Origin of the sequence: Bartonella sp. W8122 (assembly GCF_016102485.1) — a bacterium.
Taxonomy (GTDB): domain Bacteria; phylum Pseudomonadota; class Alphaproteobacteria; order Rhizobiales; family Rhizobiaceae; genus Bartonella; species Bartonella apihabitans.
The window spans coordinates 1,468,952-1,482,506 of the sequence record NZ_JACFOO010000001.1 but is presented as its reverse complement, the minus strand read 5'-3'; the positions used below and the strand labels follow the sequence as shown (position 1 = coordinate 1,482,506).

Below are 13,555 nucleotides of genomic sequence, written 5' to 3'. Positions count from 1 at the left end.
AGGCAAAAAGGTTAATTATATTGTTTAATTATTCGTCACAACATATTGGCATATTTATATTTTCCGATTTTTCGAAAGATCGGGCTATTGCTATTTCCAAATTTTTGAAAAACGCAACCATATATGGAACAAGCCGTGTCGAGGGCACCGATATTACCATCGTCGATGACATAGCCAATTCAATTAAAGATGCTTTTACATCCGGCCGTCCGATCGTTGCTTTTTGTGCTTGCGGTATAATGGTTAGAATTCTTGCCCCGCTTTTGAAAGACAAATTCAGTGAACCTCCGGTTTTGTGCATTGCCGAAGATGGCTCTTCCGTTGTGCCATTATTGGGAGCGAATATCGGCGCGAATGATCTCGCTTCAGATCTCGCAAAGCTTCTTGATAGTCATGCAGCAATTACCACCAGCGGATTTTTGCGATTTGGTCTAAATCTTCTTACCCCTCCGGAAGACCTTGAACTTGTCAACAAAAACGATGCTGCAAGTTTTCTTTCTTCGCTTCTTGCCGGAGAAACGGTGGAGCTGGTGGGAACGCATCAATGGTTTGCTACCGCTTCACTCCCATTCGCAACTGACGCTTCACTTAAGATCGTTATTGATGAAAACGGGAGTGATATAACGGGCTCGTCTACCAAGCTCGTTTATCGCAAGAGCAAAAAAAACGGGCTGCTTACAATTGTCGGACTGGGGCCTGGAAACAGCGAAAATATTACCTTTTCTGCCCGTAATGCTTTGGCAGAAGCAACCGATATTTTCGGCTATGATTATTATATAAAACTCGCATCTCCGTTTCTGGCGAAACAAACGCTCCATCCGAGCGATAACAGGCAAGAACTTTTAAGGGCAAAAGAAGCGTTGGACCTTGCCGCTACGGGCAAAAGAGTGGCTATGATTTCTTCGGGAGACCCCGGAATATTCGCCATGGCTGCCGCTGTTTTTGAAACTCTCGACGAGAACTATTCGCCGCTTTGGAACAATGTCGAAGTAAAAGTAGAACCGGGTATCACTGCTGCCCAATCTGCCGCAGCGCGTCTCGGAGCGCCATTGGGGCACGATTTCGCGGTTATTTCATTATCTGACAATCTGAAACCGTGGAAAATCATCGAAAAGCGACTGGTTGCGGCAATAAAATCGGATATGGTGTTGGCACTTTATAACCCCGTATCACGCAACCGCCCGACGAAAATCGTTGATGTCTTGCGTATATTGAACCAACTTTGCCCTACTGACCGGATTGTTATGATAGGCACCGATATCGGACGCACCGGCGAACAGACTTTGATAACGACACTCGCCGACTTGAACATCGGAGACATTAAGAGTCGTTCTGTGGTTATCATCGGTTCAAGTGAAACACGCCGTTTTGAAAGGGCTGGCAAAGTGTGGAGCTATACCCCCCGTTCCTATCCGGATAGGTAAAACCCAGATCACCCTTTCATTAATGGCTATACCGCTATTAACGCTATGCCAGTCAATCTCTTAGTATAAGGATTGCCCTGAGGCTGCTGTCGCTTGTGTCCGTTTTTTAACACCGGTAGAGGTTGTCGATGTCGTTTTCTTAGGTGTCCTGACAACAGTGGTTTCTGTTGTATTTTGCGATAAAGCTTTGGTTCCCACAGCCGCCTGAGCTTCCGCAGCTATCTGATCTGCACTTTTCGGAGATGTGTCAATCACCGATTTTACGACACCTCCTGCACTGACGGTGCAAACAGCATCACGTAAATCAACTTTGAGGATAACTTGTGTCGAGCCATCTCCGGGTTTGCGGGAATCAACCGCTTTGATAACGCGCGTAGGCAAAAAATACTTATTTGCTGCACTATTGATACATGCTTGTGCGAGATCGGGGGCTACGCTGCGTGTCGGAGCGGTAAATGAGGGAAATTTCGGTGCCGGATTGCTTGCAACAGCAGTCGTCAGGGAATTTGTCGCCGTTGTCGAGTTTGGTGTGGTCGTACATCCGGTAACGGACAGTGCAAAACTGGCAAAGATAAAGATGGATTTAGGAAATACGCTTGACATACGGGCACCTCAGCTTAGCTCTTCGATAATGCTTTAAACACGATCGAACTTATAAAGCCCTTTAACGATTTTTTTCTCCTCCGTCATCATTATTATGTGAAATGACAGTCATCTCATCGTGAAGTGTGTCGGAAGTATCACAATGCCATCATCTGCGCAGTCCTTCTTCCATTCCCTGATAGTGCGTCCATTGACAATAAGAGCCGGCGCTATTTCGCATAAAGGGTATAAAACGAACGCTCTTTCAGTCATCAACGGGTGCGGTAATGTCAACGTTTCCGACCGGTAATGAGGGATATTTTCATAAACAAGCAGGTCTATATCGAGAGTTCTCGGCCCCCATTTTATCTTTCTTTCCCGACCATATTTTTTCTCGATATGAAGACAGAATTGTAACAACTTTTCCGGATCAAAAAGCGTCTCGATTTCACAGCAAATATTGACAAACCGGTTTTGGTCTATTTTGCCCCATGGGGGTGTCTGATAAAAAGATGAAACAGATATCAGATGGTTTTCCGAAGATTGTTCGATATCGGCAAGAGCATATTTCAAAGTCGATGGAACATCCCCGATATTGCCCCCTAGCCCCAGCCAGGCTTTTTTGGGAGTATTATCGGAACTTCTTTTCTTATAAGCTAGTTGCATGCCACGCCTTCGACTCCGTCTACAACCGCCAATGCATCCTTATTCATGATCACATTATGTACTCTAAAAATGGAAAAACCTGCTTGTCGCAATAAAACGGAGGTTGCTGTCGTTGCTATATCACGCATTTTCGCGTCTTGCTGACCGGTTAAAGTACCGAGGAAACGTTTTCTCGAAGTAGCAGCCAGTAAAGGAAAACCGAACATTTGAAGTTCCGACGCGCGGTTCAACAACACAAGATTATCATGAAAATCCAAGCCGAACCCGAATCCCGGATCGAGGACAATAGCATCATCGGCAATACCGGACTTTTTGGCAAGCTCCAAAGATTTGTCAAAGAAGAATTTCTGATCTTCGATAATGTCTGTCAAAACGTCGCGGTCACGGGAATTGTGCATGATGACAACGCCCGCCCGCTCGGAAGCAATAATCTCGGCCATTTCGGGTTCCCGCTGCAACCCCCAAATATCGTTGATAATGTGTGCACCCGCTTTCAAGGCAAGATGGGCAGTTTCCGCGTGATATGTATCAATAGATAAAAACGCCCCCTCTTTTCCGGCCAATTTTTCGACAACCGGCAATACACGATTTTGTTCTTCTTTTATGGTGACGGTATCAAATCCCGGTCGGGTGGATTCGCCTCCGATATCAATAATGGAAGCGCCATCATCCATCATTTTTTGCCCAAAGCTAACGGCCTCTTGCAAAGAATTGTGATCCCCCCCATCTGAAAAGGAGTCCGGAGTCACGTTCAAGATGCCCATCAAAACAGACGACGGATGAAGTGAAATTGTTTTATTATGACCAATCGACCAGAAGTTTTTCATATTAATTTCCGCTTGCTTCAAGATTGTCTTATTTTGTAGACGCTTTTTTAGCATATTCATGTAAATGATCACACAAGTTTACTATTTTTAACGACAGAGATTAAAATGTTCAAAAAAACGATCAGTACTTTGGCTGCTACATGTTTTTTCTTGATACCGTTTTCTGTAACGGCTGATGCCGCCAGAATTTATAAAACTGTCAGCTATTACACTTTGTCAGGCACAACTCCTGCGCAACTCGATAAAGCCTTGGCACATAAGGGACCCTATATTAAAAGTACCGGAAGCCGCCATCCCGGAGCCACAACAATTTCGTTTGATCCGCGATTGAAACTTGTTCAGGACGGCCGTTATTGCAAGGTCGCATCCGTAAACGTCGATGTTCACGCGAAAATGTCTCTGCCTAGATGGAAACAACGTTCAACGACCAAATCGATAGAAATGGCACTTGTATGGGACACATTGTCGAGGGACATCCAGCGCCATGAAGAAAGTCACATTGTGATTGCGCGCTCCCATGCGACAAAAATAGAACGCTCGGTAAAAAGTCTTCCCTATAGATCGAATTGCAATCTGTTGAAGCAGGATATCGAAAAGACAACCTATAATATATTGATCGACCATGAAAATGCCCAGCGACAGTTTGATCGTGCAGAGGCTGTCAATTTCGATCACCGCTTTATAAATTTACTTGTCGGACGTTTGCAAAAACTCGAAGAAGCAAAGCAATAATCATCAGCTTTGGCGTTCGGGAATGTAAACAACAAGTCCATCCAGACTTTCATCGAGAACAATTTGACAAGAAAGTCTGGAATTTTCACGTCTGTCATAAGCAAAATCCAACATATCATCTTCCATTATATTTGGCGCCCCTACCTTGCTCCGCCATTTTTCATCTATATAGACATGACATGTTGCACAGGAACATGCGCCACCACATTCGGCAATGATGCCGGGCACGTTATTTTCCAGTGCAGCTTCCATCAGAGTGAGGCCTGATGAGCTATCCACAGCAAATTGCTGGTTGTTTTCCTCACTTATGAACAAAATATGTACCAACTTACAATCGTCCTATATATTTGTTTTATCATATTTTTTTTAGTTTTTTGAGACTCCCCCCGTGGCGCCGTTAACTTTATCTTAAAAGATTTCAAACTTTAGCCAAGAACGTATTCCTTTCTAATTCCTTAAAGGTTAGGATAAGCATGCTTTATTGAAAGTACCACCGTCTTTCAATGTGTATAGAGTAAAGAGGCTAAGATGGCACGTAGAACCAAGGCAGAAAAAATTGATGACGAAGTCGAAGAAGCACTCGAAGAGGCTTTGGACTTCAATTTCGATAATGCCACCACAAAAGAGAGTGCTGCCCAATCGACCAACGGCCTGATCGACCTGGATGATCTCGCCGAGCAAATAGCGCAAGCAACAGAAGAGCTTGCTGCTGAAAATGCTCCTTCGGCTCGTTTGAATAGCCAGAATAGCCCAACTGTTGATGAATCTGTGGCTGAAAGCCTGTTCGGCAAAAAGCCGGATCGCGAATCGACTGGCGGTACCGTGCATGACAGTCTGGTAACCAATCCACCGAAGCCTGCCAATGATGATCTCAATTTAATAAAGGTTTCCGGAAACTATACGGCAAAGCCATCACGTATTTATTGGAGCACCACTGCACTCAGTGCTCTATGGGCGGCAGGCGGTGCATATGTTGCAAATTCATTGGCTCCCGCCGGTCTTGCAGCATTTGCCGCTACTCCTGTCGGACTTGCCGTTGCCGCTGGAACCGCTGTTCCGATTTTAATGTTCTGGGGATTTGCGCAGCTTTCCAAACGATCCACTGAACTCCGCAATATTGCGGCTGCAGTAAGTGATGCTGCCTTACGCTTAGGTCGTCCGCAAGCAACAGAAGAACATGCCGTATCACTTGGTAAAACTATCCGTCAGGAAGTTTCTGCCATGAACGAAGGTATTGAACGGACTCTGTCACGGGCTGTGGAACTCGAAGCACTCATTCAGGGTGAAGTTCAAAATCTTGAACGTGCCTATACAGAAAATGAATCGCGTATTCATAATCTCATTAGCGAACTGAGCACCGAACGGGAGGCAATTCTCGGTCATGCGGATCGGGTGCAATCCACTATTCGCGGCACACAAAATGAATTGAGCAAAGAATTCGACGTCATCACGTCCAATATTTCGAACAACGTCGAGAATGTTACAAAAACTCTTACTCAAACACTCCAAAAACAGGGCGAAGAACTTGTTGCCAGATTGGCAGAGGTGGGTGACGGCGTAAGTGGCGAACTCGCTGAAAAATTCCGTCAGACTGCTGAAGAATTGCAAAGGCAGAATTCCGATCTTTATAACAATCTCGAACAGAGCGTTACTTCTGCTGCAGAACGGCTGGAAAAAAATAGTGAAAAAATTTCCACAAGTTTCAATCAAGGAGCCGAGGAAGCAGAACAGCGCGCAGAAGCACTCAGTCAACGGATGCAAGCTGCTACCGAGCGGGCTTTATCCGATTTCAACGACAAAATTACAAAATTGGGTGACCATGCTTCTACTTTGTCCACACAATTCGACAATGTCGCCACAGAAGCGATTGCGGCGTTTGAAAAACGTCTTGCCGATGTCGACAGTTCACTGGGCGAACGTGGTAATTCAATCATCGCTGCCTTTATAAACCGTGCTCAAGAGCTCGAAGAAAACACTGAAAAGCTGGGTGGCGTTCTTGATGCAAGAGCAAATCAAATCAACGAAACTCTCAAGGCTCGTACTGTCGAAATTGCGAATGCATTTACCGCAGGTCGTAACGACTTCCTGTCAACATTTGATGACGGCAAAAAATTGCTTGCTGATGAAGTCAAAGGGCTTGATATCTCGCTTGGCGATATGCTCAAAAATCGTTCCGAAGAATTCAAATCACAGATAGCCGGAGGACGCGAACTCATAGCAGAAATGCTCGGGAGCGAAACCGACAAATTGGCTCAGACAGTGAAAGGCCAAATGGACGTACTTTCACAGCACGTCAGCAGTATTGAACAAGTTTTGGTCAAAAATGTCGAAACACTTGATCTGCACTCGCGCGAGCATGTTGAAGGCATTGAAAAACGTACCAACGCATTACAGGCTGCTATTGAAAAGAGTTTTGAAACAGCCAACGAACTTATTGATACACAAACCAAAAATATCGACACGAGAGCGGATGCTTTAAGAGATTCACTTACAGTCAACAGTTCCGCTCTGAACGAAGTCCTTGCCGATCAGGCACGTATTCTGGAAGAGCGCATTGATTATATCAAGGATGTCATTGCAAAAGGTGACGCTACATTCAACGATACAGTTGGCAGTCAGGTACTGAAAGTACAAGATTCGATCGCCAACAATAGCCAGGAATTGAAAACGGCGTTCGCAAATCATTTGGACACTCTTAAAAATCATACGCAGTTGCTTGAAAAAGCGCTGAACGAATCAAACGATTCATTGTTAACGTCAATGGATAACCGCATCGGATCCATGAATGAGACATTGACCACCAATTCCAATATCGTCACCGAGCGCGCAAAAGAGTTACAGGATAACTTTACGAATACGCTAGGTGAAATATCGAAATCGTTCGAAGCGCAAAGCAACTTGTTAGAACAAAAATCGGACGAGCTTAAAAACGTGGTAGCCAAAAACAATGAAGGCATTAAAAACACGTTTTCCGAACAGACTGCGATTCTTGACAATCGTACCCAGACGATACAGACCGCACTGGAAACCGGCATACAGAACGTAAAAAGCTCGTTGGAAGGTTCAGCCCTGTCTTTTGCTAGCGACCTTCGCGACAGCATTACTTCTGCGTCAGAAACATTCACCGATGAAGCCAAAAAAGCATCCGAATTGATTACCCAATCGGGTGGTGAGCTGGTGACAAACCTGACATCCCAGACCGACAGAGCGCATTCGCTGCTAAACGAGACAAGCGATAAACTCGTTAACGGCCTGACAGAAGCAACTGACAGAGCGTCGGACATCCTTTCGTCTACCGGAGCCGGTTTGACAACATCTTTGGCCGAACAAACAGATAAAACCAAAACAATTCTTGAAGATTCAAATGCGTCTTTAAAGGATTCACTGAACGATATTGCTGACAAAGCATCTTCTTTGTTGTCGCAATCGGGCAATCAGGTTCTCTCCTCCTTCAATGAGGAAGCAACCAAACTTCAGTCTACCCTCACGAATATCAGCGATGGTATTTTGTCGACGCTGAATAATGAAACAAATAAGGTTCAAACCAAGATTGCCGATCTTGGTCAGGAATTTGTAACGTCTTTTGCCGATGTAGCTGTAAAGGCCGAAGGTGTCCTGTCTGCTTCCGGAAAACGGGCTGTTACAAACCTGACAGAACAATCCGAAACGGTTGGGAAAGCTCTTTCGGCTGCGGGTGACAACATTCTTTCATCTCTTGATGCAAAAATTAATGAAGCCACAACACGCTTCAATGAAGCTGGACAGACGTTGACAACATCTTTTGACGGTGAAATGGCGAAAGCCGAGGGAATTATCAATCAGCAGGCCGAACGTTTCAATTCGGTTATTGTCAATTCAGCACAATCTATAGAACAATCATTAGCTGATCGTTCCAATTTGCTGAACGAAACGATGCAGCAATTGCAAACCAATATCGATTATCATTTGAATAGCATTGGCGAAAACGTCAATAATGTCGTTAGCGGAGCTTCCAGCAAGATTGCAGGTGATGTTGAACAACTGACAAATGTTGCCGAAAATCTCGGACAGGCTGCTCAACAGACGACCCAATCACTCGGTAGTCTGGCAGCCCAGTTCAATGATCAATTGAGCGCTGCAACACAAGAAGCCGAACAACGCATGCAAGCACAAAATGATGCCTTGATGAACGCCTTGGCACAACGCACCTCGGAAACACTTCAAGCGGTTTCCGGTGTCAAGGATGATTTCATCGGCAATGTTTCGGGAGTGTTGATGCAGATGGAGCAATCTGCACAGAATATCAGTGCCAATGCAAATAGCTTGATCTCGTCAATCCAGAATATTGACGGACAGTTCAATGAAGCGGCCAATAGTTTCTACCAGAACAGTAATCAGATTGCTGAAAATCTGAACAATTCTACCCAGATGTTGGGCAACAATGTTGAACTTCTGCAAGGTTTGTCTGGCAGCGCACTTGAACAAATAAATCAAATGTCTCAAAGCCTTGATCAACACGCAAATGTTCTCAATCAGGCTGTTCACATGCTTAATCAATCACAAAACTCGTTTAGTGGTACGATTGAAGAAAAGCAAAATGCATTGGCTCAATTAAGTGACGCATTGATGTCCAAATCGGAAGAAATCAATCAGGTCATTGCCCATTACGAGGAGGCTATCGGGTCGGCATTGAAAGAAACAGACCAGAGCACACGCGATTCAGCGTTCAGACTTCAACAGAGTTTGAACGAGATGGTTGTCGTCGCCTCGTCGAAATTTTCCAACGCTACCGATGAAATTCGTCGAGCAACAGAATCCATCAAGAGCGAGCTTGAAAAAACAAGCAATAATTTGAACACCACTATCCGTCAACTGCCGGCACAAACGAAGGAATCAGCAGAACAAATGCGTCATGCTGTTACCGATCAGATCAAAGCGTTGCAGGAATTGTCTCTGCTCATGCAGCAAAATGCGCAGAACAGCAATTTTTCACGGCCGTCAACGTCGGCTACAAGCTTGAAAGCGGAAACCCCTGTTTTTGACGATAGACCGCGTTCATCCACTTTGTTCAAACAGAATTTTACCACAAATCCGTCGATGACACCAAAGCCAGCCACGGCGCCTGTAAAAGACGGTTGGGTATCAAATCTTTTGGCTCGAGCTTCTCGCGGAGATGAATCGGGTGTTGCAACTCTCACCAAAGTTGACCAACCGCGCCCTGCCGATCATGTGATTGAATCGCTAAATTCTCTATCCGTCGATATTGTCCGGGCAATTGACCACAATGCTGCGGTTCAACTCTGGGATCATTATCGTCGTGGACAGCGGAATATTTACACACAGAAGCTCTACACGCTGAATGGTCAGAAAACATTCGAAAAAATCCGCCAAAAATATCTGGTTGATAGCGACTTCCGCCGTTCGGTCAACCAATATATTGCAGATTTCGAAAAGCTGCTACGCGATGTCTCTCGGGAAACTGGCGACAGAGAAACAATAAGGAAATATCTCACTTCCGATACAGGCAAGGTTTATACAATGCTTGCCCATGCAAGCGGCCGTATCCAGTAATCTCATTGAAAGGGGAACATCAAGTTCCCCTTTTTCATATCCGTGGTCTGCGACTTCATTTCTCGCTATCCGTCTATCAAACTTGATTGACCTTGTCGGGAATTGGCCTCCGCACGATTGGCGTTCCGTCTGTCTCTATTGCCTTATCTTTGCTGATTGTTCATTCCGTTCGTATCCCTCGATTGAGGTTACAGACGTCTAAAACGGGGCATCCAAAGTGAGTTATCCTGTATAAAAGCGGCCATCAACCCGTTAAATTTTTATCGTACTATCGCTATTTTCTTTGCTTTAATGTGGAAAATATCATTCGAACAGATCGGAATTGTACCGTGATTTCTCGGCACATCATTAGCCTGAATGCTTTTGTCAATTGAAGCGGGTAAGGACAGGTTTACGTGATCGGATAACCGGAAGCCAATAAATTGGACAGAAACAAAAGTTTCAGAAAAAACAACCGAACAACCATTATGTGAAAGGGATCACCGTTTTAAAAAATGCTGTTTTTTTAATTGAGACCGTTTCAACTCGTCTCGACAAACAGTCCAAGAACAAACTGTTTCAACAAACAATCAAAGACGGGGATTTCATGTCTACCTGCCTATCTTTGAAAGACAAAGCAATTTTAAAATCATAAATTGTCGAAAAACTACCGGAAAACAATCAATCAAGCGACAAAGGCTCTGATTGAATAACTTGTTAATAGTTATACAATCCCTCCATAGAAAGGTGAAACATCCCCTATCTTTTTTGTTTTCCGAAAATCGGGAAAATTACGTTATATCGATTTTCAATATTTCATTTTTATTTTTAAAAATTGCTATCCGGTTAGCTTCGCAAAATTCATTACAAGATACGAAATTCTTAAACCGCACAAATTTCTTTGCTTTCCTGACAAGCCGTCTTTCTAATAAGAATATCGCTTCAGGCTTTCCATATCAGCTTATGAATTTCGGCTTTTTCTTAAGCGACGTTACTCGAATTTCTGTAACTGTTATCTGCTCAATTGATCGGTTAACTCACAATCAGGCATATAACCGCTTTTTGTGTTTCAAACTGAACTCGCCCGGAAGATGGTTGACGATTATTGAACCCAAAGACTGAAACAGCAATAATGAGAATATCAATAATGGTGCGGTCGTTACTCGCCCTTTTTGGTCAATGCATCGGTTAGTGACTTAAGTGTTCGATGGCGATAAAACAGGTTAAAGCCAAAAATTCTGCGAGAACCTCACCATTTATTTTGCCAATATTTTTTCGCACCGGTTCGGGGTTTGGCTATCTTTTTTGCTTAACCTTACCCCCATGATTGATCATCAAAATTCGCAGGTCTTCGCCATAAAGGCGGATGTTCTACACTTTTCAGATAGTCGAAATCGTCCAATTTATGATGTCATTGGTCATTTTCTTAAAGGCATTATCCAAGGCTGCGGCATATTGATTATTATTTGTTCCTGAAACAGGTGCCTCGGTTTTGAAAACTCTGGACGCCGTTATATTGCCGTTTCTGTCATCCATAATTTTTACAGATATTTCCAGAGTGGCAGTGTTGTGTCCGTTAACAACATTGACATCGAATGACCGGATATCAGTCAGGATACGATAATTGATTGCCAAGCCATCACCGGGGCGTCCAACGCCACCAAAATGATTGCTATTGTCAAAGGCCTGAACAAGACGTGCCTGAACGAGATCAGGAAGACGATCGCTCCATTGTGCCCGTTTAAGGTAAGCGATGGAACCATTCTGCTTAATAACAATATCTTGTCCGTCAAGCGCTTTAACAGCATCCGGTTTTTCAACAAGTATCTGTATTTTTTGATGTTTCGGCGTTCCGGCAACAGCAACATCGTTGATAGAAAGATCATAAGTATCACGCGCGGGCGCTCCACATGCTGAAAGAAGAGAAGCCGTCAACAGAAATCCCAAAGGATACCTGAGAATCCGTTTGACGTGTTTCGTTTCTATTATCATCGACGTGTTCTCCCGTCATATTGTGGCACAGTACCCGAACCTCCGAACAATATCCGTTGAGGATCACGCTCCAGATCGGATATTGCCTTTTCAATACGGTCAACCGAGCGGCGGCTATCACTAACAAGCGCCTCGACATTTCTCAAACCCTGCCCCGAAAATCTTTCAAGATTATTCGCAATCGGCCCGATATGCTCATTTATCGTGTCGGCAGCTTTCTGAATAGAAGCTAAAGTTTGCTGGGCTTGTACAATGACGCTGTTCCGGTTGTCGGGTGAAAGCATGTTGTCAAGCTTTGCCATTATAGAATCTGCTTTTTCCGAAGCCGTATTAAGCCGTGACATCATTTGTCTGGTATCATCAAGAATTTTCTGCACATTATCGGTGTTTTTGTTCAACGTATCCGAGAAATTGCGGGCATTTTTAATCGTTTCCGTGAGCGGTTCACGGGAATCTTTCATAAATTGCTCCATCTCGCCCAGAGTGGAATTGGCGCGAGCAAATATATCTTGCGCTGTCGCCAACAGATTGTTGAATGTCGACGGATCCGCATCGATACGAGCGACTGTATCTTCCTTTTTGGCCTCTTGCAAAAGGTTAGGTTCTTTCAGGCTCCCCCCTTTTAGTTCAATAAAAGCAAGACCGGTTAATCCCTGAAAGCCTAAAGTTGCGACTGTGGAGCGCGTTATAGGGGTGGTACCATTAATTTCGGTTTTCGCTATAACCATGTTCGGATTGGTATCATCGAGCACCAGCCTACGCACCGTACCAACGCGAATGCCGTTGAAAAAAACCTGACTGCTTTCACCAAGCCCCGTTACCGAACCGGGAATACGCACATCCAAAGGTTCGAGCTGATGCGAATCACCCATTCTGGCTATGAAATAAACGATCATAAAAGCAGCGATAAGTGTCACCACAGTGAAGATACCGACTGTCACATAATCTGCTCTGGTTTCCATCTTACTCTGCCGTCTCTTTTATATCAGTTTTCGGGTGTCGATCACGAGGAACAATCTGTCTTGCGCGTTTGCCGCGAAAATACGATTGAACCCACGGATCGTCAAACTTCAACATTTCCTCAATAGTCCCCTCAACCATAACCTTTTTATGACCGAGAACTGCTATTCTGTCACAAACAGCATAAAGGCTATCAAGGTCGTGTGTTACCATATATACAGTTAATCCCATAGTGTCGCGTAAATCTTCAATCAAAAGATCAAAATCTGCCGCGCCAATCGGATCAAGACCGGATGTCGGTTCGTCCAGAAAAACAATATGGGGATCAAGCGCCAATGCACGAGCGAGAGCCGCACGTTTAATCATGCCGCCGGAAAGCTCGGAAGGATATTTTTCTGCCGTATCCGCTTCAAGTCCGACCAACGAGATTTTAAGGCGCGCAAGTTCGTCCATCAATTTTGGCGACAAATCGAGATATTCCCGCATCGGGACCTGAATGTTTTCCAGAACATTCAACGCTGAAAAAAGCGCACCGTGCTGGAATAATACGCCCATTCGCATATCAATCTCGACCTTTTCCTGATCCGAAATTTCATCAATGTCCTGTCCCAGTATTTTTATATGGCCTGATACTTTTTTATTCAGTCCCAGAATGGTTCTCATCAGAACTGATTTTCCGGCACCCGACGGACCGATAAAACCCAGAATTTCCCCGCGATGAATATCCAAATTCAATCCATCAAGAACTTTTTTGCTGCCAAATTGGACTGTAACATCACGAACCGAGATGATTTCATCGGTTGTCAAGTCCAATGTCGAGTGGTTTCGTTTGGCTTTTCTCAC

10 protein-coding genes are annotated in these 13,555 nt (G+C 44.4%); 3 read left to right on the top strand and 7 right to left on the bottom strand.

Annotated elements, in window-relative coordinates; genetic code table 11:
- Positions 1-20: 20 nt before the first annotated feature.
- On the top strand, positions 21-1,424 hold the full coding sequence (cobJ, locus tag H3S83_RS06535) for a precorrin-3B C(17)-methyltransferase (RefSeq protein ID WP_198239224.1): 1,404 nt from the start codon (positions 21-23) through the stop codon (positions 1,422-1,424).
- A gap of 60 nt (positions 1,425-1,484) precedes the next feature.
- Here the strand turns inward: cobJ and H3S83_RS11685 are convergent, their stop codons facing one another.
- The 3 genes from H3S83_RS11685 to folP all read right to left on the bottom strand — a co-directional run bounded on the left by H3S83_RS11685 (position 1,485) and on the right by folP (position 3,499).
- Entirely contained in the window at positions 1,485-2,027 is a 543-nt protein-coding gene (locus H3S83_RS11685) for a hypothetical protein (RefSeq protein WP_198239223.1), read from the bottom strand.
- A 108-nt stretch (positions 2,028-2,135) separates the two neighbouring features.
- Entirely contained in the window at positions 2,136-2,672 is a 537-nt protein-coding gene (gene folK / locus H3S83_RS06525; RefSeq protein WP_198239222.1) for a 2-amino-4-hydroxy-6-hydroxymethyldihydropteridine diphosphokinase, read from the bottom strand.
- Entirely contained in the window at positions 2,663-3,499 is an 837-nt protein-coding gene (folP, locus tag H3S83_RS06520; RefSeq protein ID WP_198239221.1) for a dihydropteroate synthase, read from the bottom strand. Before folP ends, folK begins: the two co-directional genes overlap by 10 nt.
- Positions 3,500-3,604: 105 nt before the next feature.
- Here folP and H3S83_RS06515 point away from each other — a divergent pair, with 105 nt between their 5' ends.
- A complete protein-coding gene (locus H3S83_RS06515) occupies positions 3,605-4,231 on the top strand; it encodes a DUF922 domain-containing Zn-dependent protease (protein WP_198239220.1) in 627 nt (208 codons plus the stop codon).
- Positions 4,232-4,234: 3 nt separating this feature from the next.
- Here the strand turns inward: H3S83_RS06515 and H3S83_RS06510 are convergent, their stop codons facing one another.
- A complete protein-coding gene (locus H3S83_RS06510; RefSeq protein WP_370541365.1) occupies positions 4,235-4,549 on the bottom strand; it encodes a 2Fe-2S iron-sulfur cluster-binding protein in 315 nt (104 codons plus the stop codon).
- Between the two features lie 210 nt (positions 4,550-4,759).
- Here H3S83_RS06510 and H3S83_RS06505 point away from each other — a divergent pair, with 210 nt between their 5' ends.
- Positions 4,760-9,781, top strand: a complete 5,022-nt coding sequence (locus H3S83_RS06505) for a hypothetical protein (protein ID WP_198239218.1) — start codon at positions 4,760-4,762, stop codon at positions 9,779-9,781.
- A 1,359-nt stretch (positions 9,782-11,140) separates the two neighbouring features.
- On the opposite strand, the gene H3S83_RS06500 is transcribed toward H3S83_RS06505, so the two are convergent.
- The 3 genes from H3S83_RS06500 to H3S83_RS06490 are packed head-to-tail and all read right to left on the bottom strand — an operon-like array spanning position 11,141 to position 13,555.
- Positions 11,141-11,752, bottom strand: a complete 612-nt coding sequence (locus H3S83_RS06500; RefSeq protein WP_198239217.1) for an ABC-type transport auxiliary lipoprotein family protein — start codon at positions 11,750-11,752, stop codon at positions 11,141-11,143.
- Positions 11,749-12,714, bottom strand: a complete 966-nt coding sequence (locus H3S83_RS06495; protein WP_077971287.1) for an MlaD family protein — start codon at positions 12,712-12,714, stop codon at positions 11,749-11,751. The genes H3S83_RS06500 and H3S83_RS06495 overlap by 4 nt, the downstream gene beginning before the upstream one ends.
- A gap of 1 nt (position 12,715) precedes the next feature.
- Entirely contained in the window at positions 12,716-13,555 is an 840-nt protein-coding gene (locus H3S83_RS06490) for an ABC transporter ATP-binding protein (RefSeq protein ID WP_077971285.1), read from the bottom strand.